Annotated in this window: 19 protein-coding genes, 1 tRNA gene and 3 rRNA genes; 14 read left to right on the top strand and 9 right to left on the bottom strand. The window is 53.6% G+C overall.

The window, feature by feature from the left end; all coding sequences use genetic code 11:
- Positions 1-6: 6 nt before the first annotated feature.
- The 3 genes from rbsB to rbsR all read left to right on the top strand — a co-directional run bounded on the left by rbsB (position 7) and on the right by rbsR (position 2,949).
- Positions 7-897, top strand: coding sequence for a ribose ABC transporter substrate-binding protein RbsB (gene rbsB / locus AC3WS9_RS22325; protein ID WP_492490278.1), 891 nt, complete (start codon positions 7-9; stop codon positions 895-897).
- Between the two features lie 108 nt (positions 898-1,005).
- The gene (gene rbsK / locus AC3WS9_RS22320) at positions 1,006-1,935 is read left to right on the top strand and encodes a ribokinase (RefSeq protein ID WP_285151080.1); all 930 of its coding nucleotides are present in this window, start codon (positions 1,006-1,008) and stop codon (positions 1,933-1,935) included.
- 3 nt (positions 1,936-1,938) lie between these two features.
- Complete coding sequence (rbsR, locus tag AC3WS9_RS22315) at positions 1,939-2,949, top strand: ribose operon transcriptional repressor RbsR (RefSeq protein WP_282494088.1); 1,011 nt, start codon at positions 1,939-1,941, stop codon at positions 2,947-2,949.
- Here rbsR and mdtD read toward each other — a convergent pair.
- Positions 2,897-4,324, bottom strand: a complete 1,428-nt coding sequence (gene mdtD, locus AC3WS9_RS22310) for a multidrug transporter subunit MdtD (protein WP_282494089.1) — start codon at positions 4,322-4,324, stop codon at positions 2,897-2,899. The genes rbsR and mdtD overlap by 53 nt on opposite strands.
- Positions 4,321-5,028 carry a FadR/GntR family transcriptional regulator gene (locus tag AC3WS9_RS22305; RefSeq protein WP_492490277.1) on the bottom strand — a complete coding sequence of 236 codons (708 nt, stop codon included), beginning with the start codon at positions 5,026-5,028 and terminating at the stop codon, positions 4,321-4,323. Before AC3WS9_RS22305 ends, mdtD begins: the two co-directional genes overlap by 4 nt.
- 481 nt (positions 5,029-5,509) lie before the next feature.
- Between AC3WS9_RS22305 and AC3WS9_RS22300 the strand changes: the two genes are divergently transcribed.
- From AC3WS9_RS22300 to rrf, 4 genes are all read left to right on the top strand, one after another.
- Positions 5,510-7,051: ribosomal RNA gene (locus AC3WS9_RS22300) — 16S ribosomal RNA — on the top strand.
- 85 nt (positions 7,052-7,136) lie between these two features.
- Positions 7,137-7,212: transfer RNA gene (locus AC3WS9_RS22295), tRNA-Glu, on the top strand.
- A 216-nt stretch (positions 7,213-7,428) separates the two neighbouring features.
- A 23S ribosomal RNA gene (locus AC3WS9_RS22290) occupies positions 7,429-10,334 on the top strand.
- Positions 10,335-10,434: 100 nt separating this feature from the next.
- Positions 10,435-10,550: ribosomal RNA gene (rrf, locus tag AC3WS9_RS22285) — 5S ribosomal RNA — on the top strand.
- The 16S, 23S and 5S rRNA genes sit together here with 1 tRNA gene alongside, the layout of an rRNA operon.
- 75 nt (positions 10,551-10,625) lie before the next feature.
- Here the strand turns inward: rrf and mobB are convergent.
- Together mobB and mobA are read right to left on the bottom strand one after the other, a co-directional pair.
- Complete coding sequence (mobB, locus tag AC3WS9_RS22280; RefSeq protein WP_285154576.1) at positions 10,626-11,132, bottom strand: molybdopterin-guanine dinucleotide biosynthesis protein MobB; 507 nt, start codon at positions 11,130-11,132, stop codon at positions 10,626-10,628.
- Complete coding sequence (gene mobA, locus AC3WS9_RS22275) at positions 11,129-11,713, bottom strand: molybdenum cofactor guanylyltransferase MobA (protein WP_492490276.1); 585 nt, start codon at positions 11,711-11,713, stop codon at positions 11,129-11,131. The genes mobB and mobA overlap by 4 nt, the downstream gene beginning before the upstream one ends.
- Before the next feature lie 68 nt (positions 11,714-11,781).
- On the opposite strand from mobA, the gene AC3WS9_RS22270 reads away from it, so the two are divergent.
- The 3 genes from AC3WS9_RS22270 to dsbA all read left to right on the top strand — a co-directional run bounded on the left by AC3WS9_RS22270 (position 11,782) and on the right by dsbA (position 13,763).
- On the top strand, positions 11,782-12,051 hold the full coding sequence (locus AC3WS9_RS22270) for a YihD family protein (RefSeq protein ID WP_282492216.1): 270 nt from the start codon (positions 11,782-11,784) through the stop codon (positions 12,049-12,051).
- Between the two features lie 75 nt (positions 12,052-12,126).
- Positions 12,127-13,113: a serine/threonine protein kinase gene (locus AC3WS9_RS22265; protein ID WP_492490275.1), complete on the top strand. Its 987-nt coding sequence runs from the start codon at positions 12,127-12,129 to the stop codon at positions 13,111-13,113.
- 26 nt (positions 13,114-13,139) lie between these two features.
- Positions 13,140-13,763, top strand: coding sequence for a thiol:disulfide interchange protein DsbA (dsbA, locus tag AC3WS9_RS22260; RefSeq protein ID WP_282492214.1), 624 nt, complete (start codon positions 13,140-13,142; stop codon positions 13,761-13,763).
- Positions 13,764-13,778: 15 nt separating this feature from the next.
- Here the strand turns inward: dsbA and yihG are convergent, their stop codons facing one another.
- Positions 13,779-14,687, bottom strand: coding sequence for a 1-acylglycerol-3-phosphate O-acyltransferase, YihG family (gene yihG / locus AC3WS9_RS22255; protein ID WP_282492213.1), 909 nt, complete (start codon positions 14,685-14,687; stop codon positions 13,779-13,781).
- Positions 14,688-15,125: 438 nt separating this feature from the next.
- Between yihG and polA the strand changes: the two genes are divergently transcribed.
- Both polA and spfP read left to right on the top strand, forming a co-directional pair.
- Entirely contained in the window at positions 15,126-17,918 is a 2,793-nt protein-coding gene (polA, locus tag AC3WS9_RS22250; protein ID WP_324723244.1) for a DNA polymerase I, read from the top strand.
- A gap of 166 nt (positions 17,919-18,084) precedes the next feature.
- Positions 18,085-18,132 (top strand): small protein SpfP, encoded by a 48-nt coding sequence (gene spfP / locus AC3WS9_RS22245; RefSeq protein ID WP_071892919.1) that lies wholly within the window; start codon positions 18,085-18,087, stop codon positions 18,130-18,132.
- Positions 18,133-18,232: 100 nt separating this feature from the next.
- Here spfP and yihA read toward each other — a convergent pair whose 3' ends face one another.
- Positions 18,233-18,859 (bottom strand): ribosome biogenesis GTP-binding protein YihA/YsxC, encoded by a 627-nt coding sequence (gene yihA, locus AC3WS9_RS22240; protein ID WP_282492211.1) that lies wholly within the window; start codon positions 18,857-18,859, stop codon positions 18,233-18,235.
- A gap of 580 nt (positions 18,860-19,439) precedes the next feature.
- Between yihA and yihI the strand changes: the two genes are divergently transcribed.
- Both yihI and hemN read left to right on the top strand, forming a co-directional pair.
- A complete protein-coding gene (gene yihI, locus AC3WS9_RS22235) occupies positions 19,440-19,955 on the top strand; it encodes a Der GTPase-activating protein YihI (RefSeq protein ID WP_282492209.1) in 516 nt (171 codons plus the stop codon).
- A gap of 188 nt (positions 19,956-20,143) precedes the next feature.
- A complete protein-coding gene (hemN, locus tag AC3WS9_RS22230) occupies positions 20,144-21,517 on the top strand; it encodes an oxygen-independent coproporphyrinogen III oxidase (RefSeq protein ID WP_492490274.1) in 1,374 nt (457 codons plus the stop codon).
- A gap of 58 nt (positions 21,518-21,575) precedes the next feature.
- Here the strand turns inward: hemN and glnG are convergent, their stop codons facing one another.
- From glnG to glnA, 3 genes are all read right to left on the bottom strand, one after another.
- Positions 21,576-22,988 carry a nitrogen regulation protein NR(I) gene (gene glnG / locus AC3WS9_RS22225; RefSeq protein ID WP_282492207.1) on the bottom strand — a complete coding sequence of 471 codons (1,413 nt, stop codon included), beginning with the start codon at positions 22,986-22,988 and terminating at the stop codon, positions 21,576-21,578.
- Between the two features lie 11 nt (positions 22,989-22,999).
- On the bottom strand, positions 23,000-24,049 hold the full coding sequence (glnL, locus tag AC3WS9_RS22220) for a nitrogen regulation protein NR(II) (protein ID WP_282492206.1): 1,050 nt from the start codon (positions 24,047-24,049) through the stop codon (positions 23,000-23,002).
- Positions 24,050-24,234: 185 nt separating this feature from the next.
- Positions 24,235-25,644, bottom strand: coding sequence for a glutamate--ammonia ligase (gene glnA / locus AC3WS9_RS22215; protein ID WP_095284040.1), 1,410 nt, complete (start codon positions 25,642-25,644; stop codon positions 24,235-24,237).
- Between the last annotated feature and the right edge of the window lie 208 nt (positions 25,645-25,852).

The raw sequence follows: 25,852 nt of genomic DNA, 5'->3' as shown, positions 1-25,852 counted from the left end.
TTGAATATGAACATGAAAAAACTGGCTACCCTGGTTTCTGCTGTGGCGCTGAGCGCTACCGTGAGTGCGAACGCCATGGCGAAAGACACCATCGCGCTGGTCATCTCAACGCTGAACAACCCGTTCTTCGTCTCCCTGAAGGATGGCGCACAGAAAGAAGCCGACAAACTGGGTTACAACCTGGTGGTTCTGGATTCTCAGAACAACCCGGCGAAAGAGCTGGCCAACGTTCAGGACTTAACCGTTCGTGGCACCAAAATCCTGCTGATCAACCCAACCGATTCTGATGCGGTAGGTAACGCCGTGAAGATGGCCAACCAGGCAAAAATCCCGGTCATTACTCTGGACCGCGTAGCGACCAAAGGCGAAGTGGTCAGCCACATCGCGTCTGACAACGTGCTGGGCGGCAAAATTGCCGGTGACTACATCGCTAAGAAAGCCGGTGAAGGCGCCAAAGTTATCGAACTGCAGGGTATCGCAGGGACTTCTGCGGCGCGTGAGCGTGGCGAAGGTTTCCAGCAGGCCGTTGCGGCACACAAATTCAATGTTCTGGCCAGCCAGCCCGCTGACTTCGACCGTACTAAAGGTCTGAACGTGATGCAGAACCTGCTGACCGCGCATCCGGAAGTGCAGGCTGTGTTCGCACAGAACGACGAAATGGCTCTGGGTGCGCTGCGCGCTCTGCAGACTGCCGGTAAATCTGATGTGATGGTGGTCGGTTTTGACGGTACACCAGACGGTGAGAAAGCGGTTAATGATGGCAAACTGGCGGCGACTATCGCTCAGTTGCCAGAGCAGATCGGCGCGACAGACGTTCAGACTGCGGATAAAGTGCTGAAGGGCGAGAAAGTCCAGGCGAAATATCCGGTTGACCTGAAGCTGGTCGTTAAGCAGTAATAGGCGATTCAGGCAGTCATCTGGCGGCCTGAGGGACTAAAAATAAAGAAAAGTGTGGCATACGCCACCGGGTAAAACCGGTGGCTTCCTTTACTGGACACCTCAATCATGAAAACCGCAGTCAATCTCGTCGTCCTTGGCAGTATCAATGCCGATCACATTCTTAACCTTGAGACTTTCCCGACCCCTGGCGAAACCGTCACCGGCAACCAGTATCAGGTGGCTTTCGGTGGCAAAGGCGCCAACCAGGCGGTGGCCGCCGGACGCAGCGGGGCGCACATTGCCTTCATCGCCTGTACGGGTGATGACGACACCGGCGAGCGCGTGCGTAAACAGCTGGAGAGCGACAATATTGATATTGCGCCGGTCAGCGTGGTGGCGGGCGAATCAACCGGCGTGGCGCTGATCTTCGTCAACGCGGAAGGTGAGAATGTTATCGGTATTCATGCGGGAGCCAATGCGGCGCTGAATATTGAGCGTGTAGAAGAACAGCGTGGGCTGATTGCCAGCGCCGAAGCGCTGCTGATGCAGCTCGAGTCGCCGGTGGAAAGCGTGCTGGCGGCCGCGAAAATTGCACATGAAAATCATACCACTGTCGTACTTAACCCTGCTCCAGCGCGTCTATTATCAGACGAGTTGCTGGCGCTGGTGGATATTATCACCCCGAACGAAACGGAAGCTGAAAAGCTGACGGGCATTCGCGTGGAAAATGATGACGACGCGGCGCGTGCCGCTCAGGCGCTGCACGATAAAGGTATCGGCACGGTCATCATTACGCTGGGCAGTCGCGGCGTGTGGGCGAGCGTTAACGGCGAAGGTCGTCGCGTTCCCGGTTTTAACGTTAAGGCCATTGATACCATCGCCGCGGGCGACACCTTTAACGGTGCGCTGGTCACGGCGCTGCTGGAAGGCGGGTCGCTCGACAACGCCATTCGCTTTGCGCATGCCGCTGCGGCAATTGCGGTGACGCGCAAAGGGGCACAGCCTTCGGTTCCATGGCGCAAAGAGATTGATGAATTTTTGAGTCAGCAGGGGTAACGCTTGGCCACAATGAAAGATGTCGCCCGCATGGCGGGCGTTTCTACCTCGACGGTTTCCCACGTCATTAATAAGGATCGCTTTGTCAGCGAGGCGATACGGGAAAAAGTCGAAGCTGCCGTCAAAGACCTCAACTACGCTCCTTCGGCGCTCGCGCGCAGTCTCAAGCTTAATCAGACCCACACCATCGGCATGCTGATCACTGCCAGTACCAATCCGTTCTATTCTGAGCTGGTGCGCGGCGTTGAACGCAGCTGTTTCGAACGCGGTTACAGCCTGGTGCTGTGTAACACCGAGGGCGACGAACAGCGGATGAACCGTAATCTGGAAACGTTGATGCAAAAGCGCGTCGACGGATTGCTGCTGCTGTGTACCGAAACGCACCAGCCCTCGAAAGAAATTATGCAGCGCTATCCGTCGGTTCCGACGGTGATGATGGATTGGGCACCCTTCGACGGGACCAGCGATCTGATTCAGGACAACTCCCTGCTCGGCGGGGATATGGCGACGCAACATCTGATCGACAAAGGCTACACCCGCATCGCCTGCATTACCGGGCCGCTGGATAAAACCCCGGCGCGTTTGCGTCTGGAAGGGTATCTTGCGGCCATGGATCGCGCGGGCCTGCCGGTTCCGGACGGGTATCGCATTACCGGTGATTTTGAATTTAACGGCGGTTTTGAAGCGATGCAAAAACTGCTGGCGCAGGACGTGCGACCGCAGGCGGTATTTATTGGCAATGATGCGATGGCATTTGGCGCGTATCAGGCGCTGTATCAGGCGGGATTGCGCGTCCCTCAGGATATGGCGGTGATTGGTTACGATGATATCGAACTGGCTCAGTATATGACGCCGCCGCTGACCACGATTCATCAGCCGAAAGATGAGCTGGGCGAGCTGGCGATCGACGTGTTGATTCATCGGATGGCGCAGCCCGCCCTTCAGCAGCAGCGATTGCAGCTTACTCCTGTTCTGATGGAACGCGGTTCTGTTTCGGCGGGTGGCGATCTTTAATCAGATTGCGACCGTCTTTCGGTTTCAGCAGCATAAACACCAGCGCCGAGACCACCGTCAGGACGCCCATCGTTATAAAGGTGTAGTGGAACTGCTCCACCGTGTTCGTCCCTTCCATCCCTTCATAGACGCGCAGCACCGCTGCGCTCACTGCAACCCCAAGACTTATCGACAGCTGCTGTGTTACGGCCAGCACGCTGTTGCCGCCGCTGGCATTTTCATCCGTGAGATCGGCGAGGCTGATGGTATTCATCGAGGTGAACTGGATCGACATTGCCATCCCTAAGATAAAGAGCGGGAGTAACAGCATCCACGCCGGGAAGGCGGCGGACTGGAGCGAAAACTGCGCAATCATCAGGCCGATGAAGACGGTGACGCCCACCAGGGTTTTACGATAGCCCAGCCTGCGCAGGATCTGCGTCACCATGGATTTCGCCAGGATAGACCCGACGGCGGTCGGCGCCATCATGCATCCGGCAATCAGCGCCGGATAACCAAACCCGACCTGCAACATCAGCGGCATCAGAAACGGCACGCAGCCTGTACCCAGACGCGAGGCGATGTTTCCGGCAATGCCCACCGAGAAGGTTCGGGTTTTGAACAGCAGCAATGAAATGAGAGGCGTCGGATGACGGCGCGCGTGACGTATATAAAGAAGGAAAAGCAGGATACCGCTCAGGATAATGGAAAGCGCGATCCAGGTGGCGACGATTTTCTCGCCGAATAACTCCATGCCGGTCGAGAACAGGACCAGGCTCAGGCCGAACAGGAAGAATCCGCCCATATCGAAGCTGCGCTTCGGGGTGGTGAAGTTCGGCATGTATTTGCGGGCGTAGCAAAGACCGGCCACGCCAATCGGAATGTTAATCAGGAATATCCAGTGCCAGCTCGCCCAGGTCACCAGTACGCCGCCGAGAACCGGGCCGAGGATCGGGCCAACCAGCCCGGGCATGGTGACGAAGTTCAGCACCGGCAGCAGTTCGCTGCGCGGATAAGCGCGGAGTAACGCCAGGCGTGCGACCGGCATCATCATCGCGCCACCAATGCCCTGCAGAATGCGGAAGACAACCAGCTCGGATAAGGAGGTCGAAAGCGCACAGGCCAGCGAGCCGAGGGTAAACAGCGTAACAGCGAGCATGAAGATCCGCCGCGTGCCGAAGCGGTCCGCCAGCCAGCCGCTAACCGGGATCAACATCGCGACGGTCAGCGTATAGCTGATGATGGCGGATTGCATCGCCAGTGGAGAACGGTTGAGGCTTTCGGCGATGGCCGGGAGGGCCGTGTTAAGAATGGTGGCATCCAGCGCCTGCATAAAGAAAGCCATTGCCGCAATCCATGGCAATCCCGCCATGCTGCGTGCTTTTTTCTCAGTCATTGATTGTCCGGTTGTTGGTGTGGTGTCGCTAATAAAATCTGGCAGGCGAGTAAAGCCCGTTGTCCGTCGCTGTCCTGAATGGCATCGACAATAGCCTGGTGCTGATCCAGCTTCACCACGTCATTCTGAGTAATAGAAGCAAAGTAGGTGTGATACACCGAATGGAACAGGGAGGCAAAGGAGGTCAGGAAGGGGTTTCCGCTCATTGCATAGATTTGCTCATGCCAGGACATATCCACTTCAATCCAGCGCTGGCGGTTGAAATGCTGCTTCAGGAAGGTCATTTCGTCCATCAACGTGTTGAGCTGGGCTTTCTGTTCGGCGCTGCCTTGCACGGCGGCGAGCAGGCAGGCCTGTGGTTCCAGGCTACTACGCATAATAAGGAAGTGTTCAACGACCTGCTGGAAGTTCTCTTCGGTCATCCACCAGGAGAGCAGTTCCTGATCGAGGAAGTTCCAGTTGCTCTGAGGCATCACGCGTGTCCCGATGCGCGGGCGCGGGAGCACCATTCCTTTCGCGGTTAAGGTTTTTACTGCTTCACGAACGGCGGTACGGCTCACGCCAAACTGCTCACCCAGCTCCATTTCGCCTGGGAGAATACTTCCTGGCGTGTATTTTCCTGCCAGAATCCGCTGAGCCAGTTTTTCTGCCAGCACATAAGAGAGGTTTTTTTGGGCTGCCAGCTGTTGCGCGCTTAAGGGCATCGCTCTTATTCCTTAATGGTTCATGCTATTTAGTATGCCATCTGGAGTGTGATTGTGGCTGCAGGAACAGCAAATAGAGCAATTTATGGCTCATTCGCGGGCGTATTGGTGAAAAAAAACACGGTTAGAAAGTTTTTTTACATTTCCTCTTGTCACCTCAGAATAACTCCCTATAATGCGCCTCCACTGACACGGAACAACGGCACGCAAGCCGCCGTAGCAGCAGGGGTTCAGCGATGAACGCCGACAGAGAAAAGCGAAATTAAACGCTTGACTCTGAATGAGGAAAACGTATTATACGGGACCTCGCAACGGTGAGCGAAAGCCGCGTTGCACTGCTCTTTAACAATTTATCAGACAATCTGTGTGGGCACTCAAAGTGACATGGATTCTAAACGTCGCAAGACGCTAAATGAATACCAAAGTCTCTGAGTGAACATACGTAATTCATTACGAAGTTTAATTCACGAGCATCAAACTTAAATTGAAGAGTTTGATCATGGCTCAGATTGAACGCTGGCGGCAGGCCTAACACATGCAAGTCGAGCGGTAGCACAGGAGAGCTTGCTCTCCGGGTGACGAGCGGCGGACGGGTGAGTAATGTCTGGGAAACTGCCTGATGGAGGGGGATAACTACTGGAAACGGTAGCTAATACCGCATAACGTCGCAAGACCAAAGAGGGGGACCTTCGGGCCTCTTGCCATCAGATGTGCCCAGATGGGATTAGCTAGTAGGTGGGGTAATGGCTCACCTAGGCGACGATCCCTAGCTGGTCTGAGAGGATGACCAGCCACACTGGAACTGAGACACGGTCCAGACTCCTACGGGAGGCAGCAGTGGGGAATATTGCACAATGGGCGCAAGCCTGATGCAGCCATGCCGCGTGTATGAAGAAGGCCTTCGGGTTGTAAAGTACTTTCAGCGAGGAGGAAGGCGTTAAGGTTAATAACCTTAGCGATTGACGTTACTCGCAGAAGAAGCACCGGCTAACTCCGTGCCAGCAGCCGCGGTAATACGGAGGGTGCAAGCGTTAATCGGAATTACTGGGCGTAAAGCGCACGCAGGCGGTCTGTCAAGTCGGATGTGAAATCCCCGGGCTCAACCTGGGAACTGCATTCGAAACTGGCAGGCTAGAGTCTTGTAGAGGGGGGTAGAATTCCAGGTGTAGCGGTGAAATGCGTAGAGATCTGGAGGAATACCGGTGGCGAAGGCGGCCCCCTGGACAAAGACTGACGCTCAGGTGCGAAAGCGTGGGGAGCAAACAGGATTAGATACCCTGGTAGTCCACGCCGTAAACGATGTCGACTTGGAGGTTGTTCCCTTGAGGAGTGGCTTCCGGAGCTAACGCGTTAAGTCGACCGCCTGGGGAGTACGGCCGCAAGGTTAAAACTCAAATGAATTGACGGGGGCCCGCACAAGCGGTGGAGCATGTGGTTTAATTCGATGCAACGCGAAGAACCTTACCTACTCTTGACATCCAGAGAACTTAGCAGAGATGCTTTGGTGCCTTCGGGAACTCTGAGACAGGTGCTGCATGGCTGTCGTCAGCTCGTGTTGTGAAATGTTGGGTTAAGTCCCGCAACGAGCGCAACCCTTATCCTTTGTTGCCAGCGGTTCGGCCGGGAACTCAAAGGAGACTGCCAGTGATAAACTGGAGGAAGGTGGGGATGACGTCAAGTCATCATGGCCCTTACGAGTAGGGCTACACACGTGCTACAATGGCGCATACAAAGAGAAGCGACCTCGCGAGAGCAAGCGGACCTCATAAAGTGCGTCGTAGTCCGGATTGGAGTCTGCAACTCGACTCCATGAAGTCGGAATCGCTAGTAATCGTAGATCAGAATGCTACGGTGAATACGTTCCCGGGCCTTGTACACACCGCCCGTCACACCATGGGAGTGGGTTGCAAAAGAAGTAGGTAGCTTAACCTTCGGGAGGGCGCTTACCACTTTGTGATTCATGACTGGGGTGAAGTCGTAACAAGGTAACCGTAGGGGAACCTGCGGTTGGATCACCTCCTTACCTGAAAGAACCTGCCTTTGTAGTGCTCACACAGATTGTCTGATGAAAAGTAAATAGCAAGGCGTCTTGCGATTGAGACTTCAGTGTCCCCTTCGTCTAGAGGCCCAGGACACCGCCCTTTCACGGCGGTAACAGGGGTTCGAATCCCCTAGGGGACGCCACTTGCTGGTTTGTGAGTGAAAGTCACCTGCCTTAATATCTCAAAACTGACTCCTGAGTCATGTTTGAGATATTTGCTCTTTAAAAATCTGGATCAAGCTGAAAATTGAAACGACACGCTGCGTCTGTTCTCCGTAATAAGAACAGAATGACGGTGTGTTCGAGTCTCTCAAATTTTCGCAACACGAGATGTTTTACGAAACATCTTCGGGTTGTGAGGTTAAGCGACTAAGCGTACACGGTGGATGCCCTGGCAGTCAGAGGCGATGAAGGGCGTGCTAATCTGCGATAAGCGTCGGCGAGGTGATATGAACCTTTGACCCGGCGATACCCGAATGGGGAAACCCAGTGTGTTTCGACACACTATCATGTCATGAATACATAGTGGCATGAGGCGAACCGGGGGAACTGAAACATCTAAGTACCCCGAGGAAAAGAAATCAACCGAGATTCCCCCAGTAGCGGCGAGCGAACGGGGAGGAGCCCAGAGTCTGAATCAGCGCGTGTGTTAGTGGAACGGTCTGGAAAGTCCGACGGTACAGGGTGATAGTCCCGTACACAAAAATGCACACGCTGTGAACTCGAAGAGTAGGGCGGGACACGTGGTATCCTGTCTGAATATGGGGGGACCATCCTCCAAGGCTAAATACTCCTGACTGACCGATAGTGAACCAGTACCGTGAGGGAAAGGCGAAAAGAACCCCGGCGAGGGGAGTGAAAAAGAACCTGAAACCGTGTACGTACAAGCAGTGGGAGCCTCTTTATGGGGTGACTGCGTACCTTTTGTATAATGGGTCAGCGACTTATATTCTGTAGCAAGGTTAACCGTATAGGGGAGCCGAAGGGAAACCGAGTCTTAACTGGGCGTTAAGTTGCAGGGTATAGACCCGAAACCCGGTGATCTAGCCATGGGCAGGTTGAAGGTTGGGTAACACTAACTGGAGGACCGAACCGACTAATGTTGAAAAATTAGCGGATGACTTGTGGCTGGGGGTGAAAGGCCAATCAAACCGGGAGATAGCTGGTTCTCCCCGAAAGCTATTTAGGTAGCGCCTCGTGAACTCATCTTCGGGGGTAGAGCACTGTTTCGGCTAGGGGGCCATCCCGGCTTACCAACCCGATGCAAACTACGAATACCGAAGAATGTTATCACGGGAGACACACGGCGGGTGCTAACGTCCGTCGTGAAGAGGGAAACAACCCAGACCGCCAGCTAAGGTCCCAAAGTCATGGTTAAGTGGGAAACGATGTGGGAAGGCACAGACAGCCAGGATGTTGGCTTAGAAGCAGCCATCATTTAAAGAAAGCGTAATAGCTCACTGGTCGAGTCGGCCTGCGCGGAAGATGTAACGGGGCTAAACCATGCACCGAAGCTGCGGCAGCGACGCTTATGCGTTGTTGGGTAGGGGAGCGTTCTGTAAGCCGTTGAAGGTGTCCTGTGAGGGATGCTGGAGGTATCAGAAGTGCGAATGCTGACATAAGTAACGATAAAGCGGGTGAAAAGCCCGCTCGCCGGAAGACCAAGGGTTCCTGTCCAACGTTAATCGGGGCAGGGTGAGTCGACCCCTAAGGCGAGGCCGAAAGGCGTAGTCGATGGGAAACAGGTTAATATTCCTGTACTCGGTGTTACTGCGAAGGGGGGACGGAGAAGGCTATGTTAGCCGGGCGACGGTTGTCCCGGTTTAAGCATGTAGGCGGAAGGTTTAGGTAAATCCGGACCTTTTTTAACGCTGAGGTGTGATGACGAGGCACTACGGTGCTGAAGTAACAAATGCCCTGCTTCCAGGAAAAGCCTCTAAGCATCAGGTAACATCAAATCGTACCCCAAACCGACACAGGTGGTCAGGTAGAGAATACCAAGGCGCTTGAGAGAACTCGGGTGAAGGAACTAGGCAAAATGGTGCCGTAACTTCGGGAGAAGGCACGCTGGTGTGTAGGTGAAGTCCCTGCGGACGGAGCTGAAACCAGTCGAAGATACCAGCTGGCTGCAACTGTTTATTAAAAACACAGCACTGTGCAAACACGAAAGTGGACGTATACGGTGTGACGCCTGCCCGGTGCCGGAAGGTTAATTGATGGGGTTAGCTGTAAGGCGAAGCTCTTGATCGAAGCCCCGGTAAACGGCGGCCGTAACTATAACGGTCCTAAGGTAGCGAAATTCCTTGTCGGGTAAGTTCCGACCTGCACGAATGGCGTAATGATGGCCAGGCTGTCTCCACCCGAGACTCAGTGAAATTGAACTCGCTGTGAAGATGCAGTGTACCCGCGGCAAGACGGAAAGACCCCGTGAACCTTTACTATAGCTTGACACTGAACACTGGTCCTTGATGTGTAGGATAGGTGGGAGGCTTTGAAGCGTGGACGCCAGTCTGCGTGGAGCCGACCTTGAAATACCACCCTTTAATGGCTGGTGTTCTAACGTAGACCCGTAATCCGGGTTGCGGACAGTGTCTGGTGGGTAGTTTGACTGGGGCGGTCTCCTCCTAAAGAGTAACGGAGGAGCACGAAGGTTAGCTAATCCTGGTCGGACATCAGGAGGTTAGTGCAATGGCATAAGCTAGCTTGACTGCGAGAGTGACGGCTCGAGCAGGTGCGAAAGCAGGTCATAGTGATCCGGTGGTTCTGAATGGAAGGGCCATCGCTCAACGGATAAAAGGTACTCCGGGGATAACAGGCTGATACCGCCCAAGAGTTCATATCGACGGCGGTGTTTGGCACCTCGATGTCGGCTCATCACATCCTGGGGCTGAAGTAGGTCCCAAGGGTACGGCTGTTCGCCGTTTAAAGTGGTACGCGAGCTGGGTTTAGAACGTCGTGAGACAGTTCGGTCCCTATCTGCCGTGGGCGCTGGAGAATTGAGGGGGGCTGCTCCTAGTACGAGAGGACCGGAGTGGACGCATCACTGGTGTTCGGGTTGTCATGCCAATGGCATTGCCCGGTAGCTAAATGCGGAAAAGATAAGTGCTGAAAGCATCTAAGCACGAAACTTGCCCCGAGATGAGTTCTCCCTGACTCCTTGAGAGTCCTGAAGGAACGTTGAAGACTACGACGTTGATAGGCTGGGTGTGTAAGTGCAGCGATGTATTGAGCTAACCAGTACTAATGAACCGTGAGGCTTAACCTTACAACGCCGAAGATGTTTTGGCGAAAGCAGAGACTTAGATTTTCAGCCTGATAACAGATTAATCGACGTGCAGAGATGCGTGTTGATAAAACAGAATTTGCCTGGCGGCTTTAGCGCGGTGGTCCCACCTGACCCCATGCCGAACTCAGAAGTGAAACGCCGTAGCGCCGATGGTAGTGTGGGGTCTCCCCATGTGAGAGTAGGGAACTGCCAGGCATCAAACAAGTGAAGAGGCCATCCGCAAGGATGGCCTTTTTGCGTTTTTGTCGTTGATAAGAAGCTGGCAATATGTCAGCGCCCAGCCATCCATCCCCGAATAAACCCTACGATCGCATCAGTATCATTCAAATCCAGCACCGGAACATCAAGCGATAGTGAAACGTCGCTGGCGACCGCAATCACATGCTGATCGATAGTTAACTCCTCGATCTCATGCCCCGCATCGCTTCTGAAAAGCAAAATCTTCGCCACGGATTCATGTTTAAACCCCTCAACCAGCACCAAATCCAGCGTCGAATGGTCCATTCGACTCACCAGATAATCTAAATCCAGCACCTCTTCCTCAGGTGTTTCCGTCATCAATGCCCATCGCTGAGCGCTGGCGACCATGGTTTGCGCCGCACCGGCTTTGCGCAGCTCGTAGCTGTCTTTCCCCGGCTTATCGATATCCATGTTGTGATGAGTATGTTTAATCAGCCCTGGACGGATCCCCTGCGCGCACAGGGCTGGGATCAGCTTCTTCAAAAGCGACGTTTTCCCGGTGCCGCTCCAGGCGGCAATCGCTAAAACAGGTTTCATTCTTTCCCCTGCATCGTTTGCAAATCCTCAGTCGTGTTGACGTTAATAAAAGCAGACTTCAGATCGCTGAAATCAACGGAGTGGCCGCCAGACTGGCGCATAAACACCATCACACGCCGCTCTCCTGCTGCCAGATAATCCTGCAGTTCAGGAATCAATGCCCGATTCATTAACGCAATCGTGGGATGATCGCGCTCACCGTCATATACCCAGACCACGGGCGCGTTTTTGCGTTGATGAGTAAGACGTTCAGCCAGACAGGATGGAATAAACGGCGTATCGCACGGGCAAAAGAGAAACCACTCCTCGTCAGACTGCTGCATAACACTCAGCATACCGGCCAGTGGGCCAGGGTAATCCGCTAAGCTATCCTGAAATACCGGATACCCGCTTTGCTGATAAATCTCGATATGGCGGTTAGCGCTGATAGCCATCATTTCAACCTGTCCACTCAGCGTAGCGGCAACGTGCTGCCATAGAGGTTTGCCATTAAGTAACTGTAAACCCTTATCTTTCCCGCCCATACGCGTCGCTCTTCCCCCGGCAAGCACGATGCCAGTCACTCCTCGGCACTGATTCACGAATGTCGCCTCTTTTATTGTGGGATTGACCCTGCTAACGTGTCCCTATCAATGAAAGGAGCACTACGATGAAATGTAAACGCCTGAACGAAGTTATCGAACTTCTCCAGCCCGCCTGGCAAAAAGAGCCTGAGCTCAACCTGATGCAATTTTTACAGAAACTGGCGAAAGAGTCAGGTTATGACGGTGAACTGACCGACCTTTCTGATGACATCCTGATCTACCATCTCAAAATGCGTGATTCTGATAAAGATGCCGCTATTCCAGGCATTAAGAAAGACTATGAAGAAGATTTCAAAACCGCGCTTTTGCGCGCCCGTGGCGTAATTAAAGAGTAAAACCTTGTAAGCGGCGCCACCGAAATCGCTGTGAAATGATATCCTGAATCATTCGTATAATTTCCGGATGATCGGATGAACGACACGGCTTTTACTTTCCAGACATTAAACCCGGATACCATTATGGATGCCCTCTTCGAACAGGGTATTCGGGTGGATTCCGGGCTAACTCCCTTAAACAGCTACGAAAACCGCGTCTATCAATTCCAGGACGAGGATCGTCAGCGCTTCGTCGTTAAATTTTATCGCCCCCAGCGTTGGTCGGCTGAGCAAATTCAGGAAGAGCATCAGTTCGCTCTCGATTTGGTCAACGATGATGTTCCGGTTGCCGCACCCATTCAGTTTAATAACCAGTCACTGCTCATGCATCAGGGATATTATTTTGCTGTTTTTCCGAGCCTGGGTGGCCGCCAGTTTGAGGCGGATAATATCGATCAGATGGAGTGGGTTGCCCGTTATCTGGGACGAATCCATCAGACGGGACGTAAAAAGGCCTTCAACGTACGCCCTACGATCGGGATTCAGGAATATTTGACCGAACCCCGCCAGGTATTCGAAACATCAACGCTTATTCCGAAGGCATTGAAAGCGGATTTCCTGAAAGCCACTGATGCTCTTGTTGCGGCGGTGACTGAGCGCTGGGACGATCAAACGGACATTCTGCGCCTGCACGGCGACTGCCACGCCGGGAATATCCTCTGGCGCGACGGCCCGCTATTTGTGGATCTTGACGATGCCCGCATGGGGCCAGCGATTCAGGATCTCTGGATGCTGCTCAATGGTGATAAAGCCGAACAGCGTATGCAGCTCGAAACCATCATTGAAGCCTATGAAGAGTTTAGCCCCTTCAATTCAGACGAAATCGCCCTGATTGAACCTTTACGCGCCATGCGATTTGTATATTATCTCGCATGGTTAATCAGGCGTTGGGACGATCCCGCGTTTCCTAAAAACTTCCCATGGCTGACCGGGGAAGATTACTGGCGCAGCCAGACAACCACCTTTATTCAGCAAGTTAAGGTTCTGCAGGAACCGCCACTACAATTAACGCCAATGTATTAATCGGACACATCAGGAGAAAGTTGATCATGAAAAAAATATGGCTGGCGCTGGCAGGTATGATTCTGGCATTTAGCGCATCTGCTGCTCAATTCAGCGATGGCAAGCAGTTCACTACCCTTGAAAAGCCGGTCGCCGGTGAGCCTCAGGTGCTGGAGTTCTTCTCATTCTATTGCCCGCACTGCTACCAGTTTGAAGAAGTTCTGCACGTTTCCGATAACGTGAAGAAAAAGCTGCCTGAAGGCACCAAAATGACCAAGTATCATGTCGAATTCCTGGGTCCTTTGGGTAAAGATCTGACGCAAGCCTGGGCGGTTGCTTTGGCGCTGGGCGTGGAAGATCAGGTGACGGCGCCAATGTTTGAAGCCGTACAGAAAACCCAGACCGTTCAGACCGTTGCGGATATTCGTAAAGTCTTTGTTGATGCCGGTGTGAAAGGCGAAGATTACGACGCGGCCTGGAACAGCTTTGTGGTGAAATCTCTGGTGGCTCAGCAGGAGAAAGCCGCAGCCGATCTCCAGCTGCAGGGTGTTCCGGCGATGTTCGTTAACGGTAAATACCAGGTGAACCCACAGGGTATGGATACCAGCAGCATGGATATCTTCGTGCAGCAGTATGCCGAGACCGTGAAATATCTGGTTGAGAAGAAATAAAAGTGAAAACGCCGGTCATTGACCGGCGTTTTTGTTTGCAGATTTAATATCGTTTATCAGCACATCTTTATCGTTCCACAGCGTGTTCAGCCACAGCTGGAAGCGACGTTTGAAATTCTTATCATTGATGTAATCCCCGTGTAGTTCTTCATCCACGGGCACCAGATTAACTCTCACCACAATCCGAGTCAGCTTCCCGCTCAACATATCGTAGAACGGCGTGCCGTCATTTTCTGGATAGCACAGAGTGACGTTCAGCAATTTATCGAACTGCGCGCCCAGCACATTAAGCGCCATCGCAATCCCTGCGGCTTTCGGCGGCAGGAGATTCTTATAAGGGGAGCGAGTTTGCTGACGCTTCAGTTCCGTAAAACGGGAGCCTTCAACAAAGTTAACGATGGTCGTCGGGTGTGCGCGGAATTTCTCGCAGGAGCGACGCGTTGTTTCAACATCACGGCCACGGCGATCCGGGTGTCGAATAAGATAGCTGCGCGAGTAGCGTTTCATAAACGGCATATCCAGCGCCCAGCATGCCAGCCCGATAAACGGCACCCAGGCCAGCTGCTGCTTAAGAAAGTACTTGTTCATCGGAATATGTTTGCGAAACAGCACACATAACACCACGATATCGGCCCAGCTGTGGTGATTACAGAGCAGCAAATACCAGTTTTTTTTGTTGAGGCCTTCCAGCCCTTCGATATCCCATTTCAGATGAGGGTTAAGACGCAGCAGCAGCGCCAGCCCTTCACACCAGCAGTACATCATAAAATTGCAGAATGCGGATACCGCGCGCCAGACGACTGGAACGGGCAGCAGAAGTTTAATGATTCCGGCGACGATGATCGGCACAGAACAGGCGATGGTCACCAGGATGGTTAAAATGATGCTTAACAGTAATGTTATCGCAGCGAGTAATCTCGACATGATGAGTTTTTTCAGATAGTTAGCTGGAATCTGGCGGCCAGATCGCTGCGCAGGGCGCTGATTTTACCAGAAAACGAATTAAAGCAGGGGGCTTTCACTCTGCGATAGTGTGGGATATGTGCCTTAACAGAGTATTTGTCTGCGATAGCCTATTTGGCTCTTCTTATATCCACATAGAGCAAATAGTCATCAATTGGAAATATACCGATCGGATCTATTTATAAAGCATTGATTTTAGTTTATAAAAAAATTAATTAAGATCCAACTATGACTCGATTCTTCATATGAATTAAAAGTATGCACAAACTTATCCACAGTTTGATTTTGCGATCGATCCTGACGATCGCAAAATCTTTTCCTGTATTCGGCGCTAAAAACTGATGTTTTCATCCTTCTGTGGCATCCTTTAGCCATAAATTGATTAAAGGCACGGACATTATGGTTCAGATTCCAGAAAACCCTCTTATTCTCGTCGACGGCTCTTCATACCTGTATCGGGCGTATCATGCGTTTCCTCCTCTGACCAACAGCGCGGGGGAGCCAACCGGCGCGATGTATGGCGTGCTGAATATGCTGCGCAGCCTGATCCTGCAATACCAGCCGTCCCATGCGGCGGTGGTATTTGATGCGAAGGGCAAAACCTTCCGCGATGAGCTATTCGAGGATTACAAATCCCACCGTCCGCCGATGCCGGATGATTTGCGCGCGCAAATCGAGCCGCTGCACACCATGGTGAAAGCGATGGGCTTGCCGCTGCTGGCGGTTTCTGGGGTGGAAGCTGACGACGTTATCGGTACCCTGGCGCGTGAAGCGGAGAAAATGGGCCGTCCGGTGCTGATCAGTACCGGTGATAAAGACATGGCGCAGCTGGTGACTCCTGGGATCACCCTGATCAATACCATGACCAACACCATCCTTGGGCCGGAAGAGGTCGTCACCAAATATGGCGTGCCGCCAGAACTGATCATCGATTTCCTCGCCTTGATGGGTGACTCCTCGGATAACATTCCGGGCGTGCCAGGCGTGGGCGAGAAAACCGCGCAGGCGTTGCTGCAGGGCCTCGGCGGACTGGATACGCTGTATGCCGAATCCGACAAAATCGCCGGGCTGACGTTCCGTGGTGCCAAAACCATGGCCGCGAAGCTCGAGCAAAATAAAGATGTGGCTTACCTCTCCTATAAGCTGGCCACCATCAAAACTGACGTCGAGCTGGAACTTACCTGCGAGCAGCTTGAGGTCCAGCAGCCGGTCGCGGAAGAGCTCCTTGGCCTGTTTAAGCAGTATGAGTTCAAACGCTGGATAACCGACGTCGAAGCCGGGAAATGGATGCAGGCGAAAGGTGCCAAACCTGCCGCCAAGCCAAAAGAGACCCTCGTTGTTAATGCCGAAGAGGAAGTCGAAGAGGCGGCGAGTCAGCTCTCCTTCGAAAACTACGAAACGGTACTCGACGAAGCGCAGCTCATCGCCTGGATTGAGAAACTGAAAAAAGCGCCGGTCTTCGCGTTCGATACCGAAACCGACAGCCTCGATAATATCTCCGCCAACATGGTCGGTCTCTCCTTTGCGACAGAGCCGGGCATCGCCGCTTATGTCCCTGTCGCGCATGACTATCTGGACGCGCCGGATCAAATCTCGCGTGACCGCGTACTTGAGCTGCTCAAGCCGCTGCTGGAAGATGACAAAGCGCTCAAGGTTGGGCAAAACCTGAAATATGATCGCGGTATTTTGCAGAACTACGGCATCGAGCTGCGCGGTATCGCCTACGACACCATGCTGGAATCCTACATTCTGAACAGCGTCGCGGGCCGTCATGATATGGATTCGCTCTCCGATCGCTGGCTTAAGCATAAAACCGTCACCTTCGAAGAAATTGCCGGCAAAGGCAAAAATCAGCTGACCTTCAACCAGATTGCCCTGGAAGAGGCGGGTCGCTACGCGGCAGAAGATGCTGACGTGACGCTGCAGTTACACCTGAAAATGTACCCGAAACTGCAAAAGCAGGAAGGGCCGCTGAACATTTTCGAGAATGTCGAAATGCCGCTGGTGCCTGTGCTGTCTCGTATTGAGCGCAACGGCGTCAAAATCGATCCGGCCGTTCTGCACAAGCATTCGGAAGAGATCACCCTGCGTCTGAATGAGCTGGAGCTGAAAGCTCATGACATTGCGGGCGAGCCCTTCAACCTGGCGTCGACCAAACAGCTGCAAACCATTCTGTTTGAAAAACAGGGTATTAAACCGCTGAAGAAAACGCCGGGCGGTGCGCCGTCGACGTCTGAAGAGGTACTGGAAGAGCTGGCGCTGGATTACCCGCTGCCAAAAGTGATTCTGGAATACCGTGGCCTCGCGAAGCTTAAATCGACCTACACCGATAAGCTGCCGCTAATGATCAACCCAAAAACCGGTCGCGTTCACACCTCCTATCATCAGGCAGTAGCGGCGACAGGGCGTTTGTCCTCCACCGATCCTAACCTGCAGAACATTCCGGTGCGTAACGAAGAAGGGCGACGCATTCGTCAGGCCTTCATCGCTCCGCAAGATTACCTGATCGTCTCTGCCGACTACTCGCAAATCGAACTGCGCATCATGGCGCACCTGTCGCGTGACAAGGGTTTGCTGACCGCGTTTGCGGAAGGGAAAGATATCCACCGCGCTACGGCGGCAGAAGTTTTTGGTCTGCCATTAGAGAGCGTAACCGGCGAGCAGCGCCGCAGCGCGAAGGCGATCAACTTCGGCCTGATCTACGGTATGAGCGCTTTTGGCCTTTCTCGCCAGCTGAATATTCCGCGTAAAGAGTCGCAGAAGTACATGGATCTCTACTTCGAGCGTTATCCGGGCGTGCTGGAATATATGGAACGCACGCGTGCCCAGGCAAAAGATAAGGGCTACGTTGAAACGCTGGATGGTCGTCGTCTGTATCTGCCGGATATTACCTCCAGCAACGCGGCGCGTCGTGCTGGTGCAGAGCGCGCGGCCATCAACGCCCCGATGCAGGGGACGGCCGCGGATATCATCAAGCGCGCCATGATTGCGGTTGATGCCTGGCTGGAAAACGACAAACCACGCGTGAAAATGATCATGCAGGTGCACGATGAACTGGTGTTCGAAGTGCACAAAGACGATCTGGAAGCCGTATCGAAAAAGATCCACGAACTGATGGAAAGCAGCATGAAATTAGATGTGCCATTGCTGGTGGAAGTGGGGAGTGGGGCGAACTGGGATCAGGCTCACTAAGGGTTCGATGAACAAGCGGCTGATTATGTAAGTAAGCAACATAACAGCCCGCTTTTTGTGACAACCATTAGATTTACCTATGTAAAGAGTGAAAAAAAACTACAAAAAGTGCTTTGTCCAGCGATAAAAAAAGAGTAGAGTTATCGATGTAGGGTACAGAGGTAAGATGTTCTATCTTTCAGACCTTTTACTTCACGTAATCGGATTTGGCTGAATATTTTAGCCGCCCCAGTCAGTAATGACTGGGGCGTTTTTTATTGCGGCAAAGAAAATATTTGGACCAAAAAAAAGCGCGGTCATCGCCGCGCTCTTCATCACTCTTCCGCTTCAGTCGCGGGTTCCAGACCGTTATACCAGCTGTCGAGCTTGTGACGCAGCACGTCCACACCCTGCTTTTTCAGGGATGAAAACGTCTCAACCTGCACGTCACCGCCGAACTCCACTGCGGCTTCACGCACCAGTTTCAGCTGCGCTTTACGCGCACCGCTCGCCAGTTTATCGGCTTTGGTCAGCAGCACCAGAACCGGGATATCGCTCGCAACGCCCCAGTGGATCATCTGCTGATCGAGATCTTTCAGCGGGTGACGGATGTCCATCAGCACCACCAGACCTTTCAGGCACTGGCGTTTTTCCAGGTATTCACCCAGCGCGCGCTGCCATTTGATTTTGACCTCTTCCGGCACTTCGGCGTAGCCGTAACCGGGTAAATCCACCAGACGCTTACCGTCGGCAACTTCAAACAGGTTAATCAGCTGAGTACGACCCGGGGTTTTTGAGGTACGCGCCAGGCTTTTCTGGTTTGTCAGCGTATTCAGGGCGCTGGATTTTCCCGCATTGGAGCGGCCAGCAAATGCCACTTCGATACCCGTATCAGGCGGTAAGTGGCGAATATCAGGCGCACTGGTGACAAAATGCGTCTGTTGGTAGTTCCAGGTAGTCACGTGGTCGTCTCCAAAAATCGTAATCTGATGGGGAGTATACCTGAATGCAGGCAAAAGGCTTTTCTCTTCGCGTTCGGGCTGTAGATTAAAACCATTATAAATGTAAGACATTGACCATTATTGCTATGGGATATTTAAGAGGATCCTCATGCAGAAAAAATAGCAAAACCTTTAAAATCATAATGTTGACGATAAGGAATTATCCGAAAGTTCTAATTTGGACGCGCAGGTGGCTTGTCAGAAAACCTGAAAAAGGTAAAGTAGCAACCAAGGCGAGGATGCCAGCAGGATAACGACTTCAGGATGAAGGGTCAGGAGCGCCAGGAGGCGAAGACTCAGGACAACCAGGATGGTGACACGCCTGGAGGCGTTTGAAAGGAAAAGGAACCGTATCATGGACGGTATCCGCTAAAGGATAAACAGGGTTAGTTGTTGGCAAACATGGAATGTTTGACCCGTTAAGGGTTGAGAGTCAGGAAAAAAGGCGACAGATTGCTCTGTCGCCTTTTTTCTTTGCTTGCTTTCTGCTAGATTTCGCCGCAATTCTATACTGAATAAAATGGCTTAAAGACAAGGCATCATGAAAAAACCGACATCCACAGCGGGCGCTAAACGCCCGGCAAAAGCACACCGCAAAACCCGTGAAGAACTGAATCAGGAAGCTCGCGATCGTAAACGTGCGAAAAAGCATAGTGGTCATGCATCGGGTAGCCGCGCGAGCGGTAGCAGTGTCACAGGTTCCGCTGCGCAGCAATCCAAACAGAAAGACCCGCGCATCGGGAGCAAAACGCCAATTCCACTGGGCGTCACCGACGCCCCGGTTATCAAGCAGCAAAAACCTAAAAAGAGCGAGAAACCTATGCTTTCACCGCAGGCTGAGCTGGATATGCTGGAGAATGATGAGCGCCTGGATGCGCTGCTGGAACGACTTGAACAGGGCGAAGCGCTGAATGCTGAAGAGCAGAAATGGGTTGATGCCAAACTCGATCGTATTGATGAACTGATGCAGCAGCTCGGTCTCTCTTACGACGATGAAGAAGACGAAGAAGAAGAGAAGCAGGACGACATGATGCGTCTGCTGAAAGGTGGAAACTAACATTTGCACCCGGCGGGCTCTATAGTCCTGCTTATAACCCTTCCGGTTATATGTTATCTGGTGTGGTTATTCGTTAAACTACGGCGGTTGTCGCGGCGACAGAGGTGGCTGCGCACCCGAATGTTGACCCGCAGTGGGGTCAAAACGGGCCGCCGTATACGAACGCGACACCAACGGAAGGAGTGAGCATGTCTGTACCAAGCATCGACTGGGATCTGGCCCTGATCCAGAAATATAACTATTCCGGGCCGCGTTATACCTCATACCCGACCGCGCTGGAGTTCTCGGAATCCTTCGGCGAGGCCGACTTTTTGCAGGCGGTTGCGCGCTATCCTGAGCGCCCGCTGTCGCTGTATGTTCACATCCCCTTCTGCCATAAGCTCTGCTATTTCTGCGGCTGCAATAAAATCGTCACCCGCCAGCAGCACAAAGCCGATCAGTATCTGGATGCGTTAGAGCAGGAGATCCTGCACCGCGCGCCGCTGGTGGCCGGGCGTCACGTGAGCCAGCTGCACTGGGGCGGCGGTACGCCAACCTATCTCAACAAAGCGCAAATCAGCCGCCTGATGAGCCTCCTGCGCGCCAATTTCCGTTTTGATGCCGATGCTGAAATCTCGATTGAAGTCGATCCGCGTGAAATCGAACTGGACGTGCTCGATCACCTGCGTGCCGAGGGCTTCAACCGTCTGAGCATGGGCGTGCAGGACTTCAACAAAGAAGTGCAGCGCCTGGTCAACCGCGAGCAGGACGAAGAGTTTATTTTTGCGCTGCTGAACCACGCGCGTGAAATCGGTTTTACCTCGACCAACATCGACCTGATTTACGGCCTGCCGAAGCAAACGCCGGAAAGCTTCGCCTTTACGCTGAAACGCGTGGCGGAGCTGAACCCCGATCGCCTTAGCGTCTTTAACTATGCGCACCTGCCGACGCTGTTTGCCGCCCAGCGCAAAATCAAAGATGCCGACCTGCCGTCTGCGCAGCAAAAGCTCGATATCCTGCAGGAGACCATTACTTCTCTGACGGAAACCGGCTACCAGTTTATCGGTATGGACCACTTTGCCCGTCCTGATGACGAGCTGGCCATCGCCCAGCGTGAAGGCGTCCTGCATCGCAACTTCCAGGGTTACACCACTCAGGGCGATACGGATTTACTGGGGATGGGCGTGTCAGCGATCAGCATGATTGGCGACTGCTACGCGCAGAACCAGAAAGAGCTCAAGCAGTACTATCAGCAGGTGGATGAAACCGGTAACGCTTTGTGGCGCGGGATTGCGCTGACGCGCGATGACTGTATTCGTCGGGATGTCATTAAGGCGCTGATCTGCAACTTCCGCCTCGATTTTGCCGACGTCGAATCCCAGTGGGAACTCGCTTTTACCGACTACTTTGCGGAAGATCTGAAACTGCTCGCGCCGCTGGCGAAAGACGGGCTAGTGGAGGTGACGGATAAAGCGATCCTGGTGACGCCAAAAGGACGCCTGTTGATTCGTAATATCTGCATGTGCTTTGATGCCTATCTGCGTCAGAAAGCGCGGCTGCAGCAATTCTCTCGCGTGATCTAGGCGCTACACAGACCGGGCCTACACATTGTAGGCCTGATTAGCGCAGCGCCATCAGGCGTTATTCCATTCCCAGCTCTTTCAGCTTCCGCGTCAGGGTATTTCGCCCCCAACCCAGCAGCCGAGCGGCTTCCTGTTTATGCCCCTGCGTATGGCGCAATGCCGTTGTCAGCAAGGTGCGTTCCATTTCAGGCTGCGCTTCGGAAAGCAGGTTTTGATGACCGGAACGCAGCGCACGGTCCGCCCACTGCGCCAGCAGCGTCGCCCAGCTGTCGGGTAACGATTGGCCGGTGCTGCTTTCGGGCGCGGTGGCTTCAAACAATTCGCTCGGCAGATCCTGAATCAGCACTTCCTGACCGGCAGCCATCACCGTGAGCCAGCGGCAGGTATTTTCCAGCTGACGCACGTTCCCCGGCCATGCCAGACGCGTCAGCGCCGCATCAGTTTCCGGGTGCAGCAGTTTGGCTTCAACCCCCAGTTCGCGGGCGGCAACCTGCAGGAAATGGCGCGCCAGACGCGGAATATCTTCCCGGCGTTCGCGCAGCGGCGGAAGGTGAACGCGAATGACGTTCAGACGGTGGAACAAGTCCTCACGGAATTTGCCCTCCTGCACGCGCTGCTCCAGGTTCTGGTGCGTGGCGGCGATAATACGCACATCGACTTTCACCGGCGCATATCCACCGACGCGGTAAAACTGACCGTCGGCCAGCACGCGCAGCAGACGCGTTTGCACGTCCAGCGGCATATCGCCAATCTCATCGAGGAAAAGCGTCCCGCCGTCGGCCTGTTCGAAGCGCCCCTGACGAATGGTGTTCGCGCCAGTAAACGCGCCTTTCTCATGACCAAACAGCTCCGATTCGATCAAATCCTTCGGGATGGCGGCCATATTCAGGGCGATAAACGGCGCTTTCGCGCGCGGGCTGTGGCGGTGCAGGGCATGAGCGACCAGCTCTTTACCGGTCCCGGATTCACCGTTAATCAGCACGCTGATGGACGAACGCGACAGACGGCCAATGATACGAAACACATCCTGCATCGCGGGCGCTTCGCCAATAATATCCGTCGTCGGGCCAAACACCGGCGCGTTGCGCGGCTGCTGCTGTTCCTGATAGTGGCTAATTGCGCGTTCTACCAGGGCGACGGCTTCATCGATATCGAAGGGTTTTGGCAGATAATCAAATGCACCCTGCTGGTAGGCGCTGACGGCGGCATCCAGGTCAGAGTGAGCGGTCATTATGATGACCGGAAGCATCGGATGGCGCTGCTTGATCTGTTTTAACAGCGCCAGCCCGTCCATGCCTGGCATCCGAATATCCGAAAGCAGCACGTCCGGGGTTTTGGTGATGAGCGCATCGAGCACTTCGCTGCCGCTTTCAAAGGTGGTGCAGTTTAATCCTGCTCCGGTAAGCGCGCGTTCAAGCACCCAGCGGATGGAGCTATCATCATCGACTACCCAGACTATCCCTCGTTGCATCGTCGTCACCTTTATTTTTTAATTGGCAGGTAAACCGAAAACTCGGTATGACCCGGCCAACTGGTAAATTCAATTTTGCCGGAGTGTTGGTCGATCAAATTACGGGCGATGGATAATCCCAGCCCGGTCCCGCCTTCGCGGCCACTCACCATCGGGTAAAACAGCGTGTCCTGAAGATGCGAGGGAATGCCTGGCCCATTGTCTTCAACGTCGATACGAGCGGCGAGGCGATAGCGCACGCCATGCAGCGTTAACTGGAATGCGGTCCGCGTACGCAGAACGATTTGCCCGCCATCTGCGCCCAGGGCTTGCAGGGCGTTACGCACCACGTTCAGCAGAACCTGTTCAATCTGGTCGGGATCGTGCGGCAATTCCGGCAGACTTGGATCGTAATCGCGCACCAGTGTGACGTTCGCGGGTAACTCCATTGAGACCAGCTTCACCACGCGCTCAGCCACTTTGTGGATGCTTTCTGTCACGTGCATACCCGGCTGCTGTGGCCCAAGCAGACGGTCCACCAGATTGCGCAGGCGATCGGCCTGTTCAATGATGACGTTGGTGTATTCCGCAAGCGTAGGGTCGGGCAGAGCTTTGGTTAACAGCTGTGCTGCGCCACGCAGGCCGCCCAGAGGGTTTTTAATCTCATGGGCAAGGCCACGCACCAGATCGCGCGCCGCGATCTGCTGAGCGTGCTGGAGCTGCTCCTGGCTCAACCGACGCAGGTTATCCATCGGCGCCATTTCCAGCAGAATGAGCCCGTCCGGCAGACGCTGCGCCGTCAGCGAAAGAATATGCGAGCGCCCGTCGATCACCAGGGTCACTTCGTTGTCGGTGAACCCCTGGCCCGCTGCGAGACTTTCCTGCATCAGGGCAATATTCAGCGAAAAATAGCTCAACAGTTCGGGTAACGGCGTACCAAATAATTTACGCGAGCTTTGGGCGAGCAGCTGCTGCGCCGCAGGGTTGGCGTAATGCACCGCCAGCTCATCGTCGACCAGTAAGATACTGTTGATTAAAGAATTGAGGATCTGCCCAGCATCGGGCAGCGTGCCAGTTGCCATTAAGCAGTCTCCTGGAGTTGGGTGCACTAATTTAGTGCAGTATAGCTTTTTCGTTGTAAAAAGCGCGTGAGATCAGTTTGTTGGTGGAGAAAAAAGCCCATCCGGAGATGGGCTAAAAAGTTTCCACGGCAACAAAAAACGGCTTTCGATTTCCCGCGGAAAAGGTCGCGGGTCATCGTTAAAACTTAAACGCTGTAATACAGTTCGAACTCAACCGGGTGTGGCGTCATGCGCACACGGTCGTTCTCTTCGATACGCAGGGCGATGTAAGCATCGATAGCGTCGTCGGTGAACACACCGCCAGCCGTCAGGAACTCACGATCAGCGTCGAGCGCGTTGAGTGCTTCTTCCAGAGAACCGGCAACCTGTGGGATCTCTTTCGCTTCTTCTGGCGGCAGGTCGTACAGGTTTTTGTCCATCGCTTCGCCAGGGTGGATCTTGTTCTTAATACCGTCAAGACCCGCCATCAGCAGCGCTGCGAAGCACAGGTATGGGTTAGCCGCTGGGTCCGGGAAGCGCACTTCGATACGACGCGCTTTTGGAGACGCAACCACTGGGATACGGATAGAAGCAGAACGGTTACGGGCAGAGTACGCCAGCATGACCGGTGCTTCGTAGCCTGGGACCAGACGCTTGTAGGAGTTGGTGGTTGGGTTCGCCAGGGCGTTAATCGCTTTAGCGTGCTTGATCACACCGCCGATGTAGAACAGCGCCTGCTCGGACAGACCTGCATATTTGTCGCCAGAGAACAGGTTAGTCCCGTTCTTGGACAGGGACATGTGGCAGTGCATACCGGAACCGTTATCGCCAAACATTGGTTTTGGCATGAAGGTCGCGGTTTTGCCGAAGCGGTGCGCCACGTTGTGAACCACATATTTGTAGATCTGAATCTCATCCGCTTTTTTGGTCATGGTGTTAAAGCGGGTGGCGATTTCGTTCTGACCCGCCGTCGCCACTTCGTGGTGATGCGCTTCAACAACCAGACCCATCTCTTCCATGATCAGACACATGGTAGAACGGATGTCCTGAGAAGAATCGACCGGAGGAACCGGGAAGTAACCGCCTTTCACGCCTGGACGGTGACCTTTGTTACCACCTTCGTATTTGGTGGAGGAGTTCCATGCGCCTTCGATATCGTCGATAGCCACGTGAGAACCGGAGATAGACGCACCAAAGCGGATGTCGTCGAACAGGAAGAACTCTGGCTCTGGCCCGAACAGCACGGTGTCCGCGATGCCGGTAGAACGCAGGTACTCTTCAGCGCGTTTAGCGATGGAGCGTGGGTCGCGGTCGTAGCCCTGCAGCGTGCCTGGCTCGAGGATGTCGCAACGGATAATCAGGGTAGACTCTTCGTAGAACGGGTCAATGAGCGCAGTGGTTGCGTCTGGCATCAGAACCATGTCGGATTCGTTGATACCTTTCCAGCCGCCGATTGAGGAGCCGTCAAACATTTTGCCTTCTTCGAAGAATTCGGCATTTACCTGGTGAGCAGGAATTGTGACGTGCTGTTCTTTACCTTTGGTATCAGTGAAGCGCAGATCAACAAACTTCACTTCGTGTTCGTTCAGCATCGTCAAAACGTGTTCAGCGGACATACTTAACTCTCCCGGATTGGTCATTGTCGTCGTGGTAACGAGGTCTTCAATTCTGTTTATGGCAGGCAGGGTTGCCATCTTTTTGCCGTATTTTTATAAAGCGAAATCTGTGCCAACTTTTAAATCACCCCAAAAAGGCGTTATCATGCACGTCATAGTGCAAATGAACTGCACCACGATAGTCATCTTGCACCAGTATAGTGCTTCA

The organism is Lelliottia sp. EB106-05-01-XG201 (assembly GCF_058791735.1).
The sequence above is the reverse complement of the archived record's forward strand: the minus strand, read 5'-3'. Positions and strand labels throughout refer to the sequence as shown.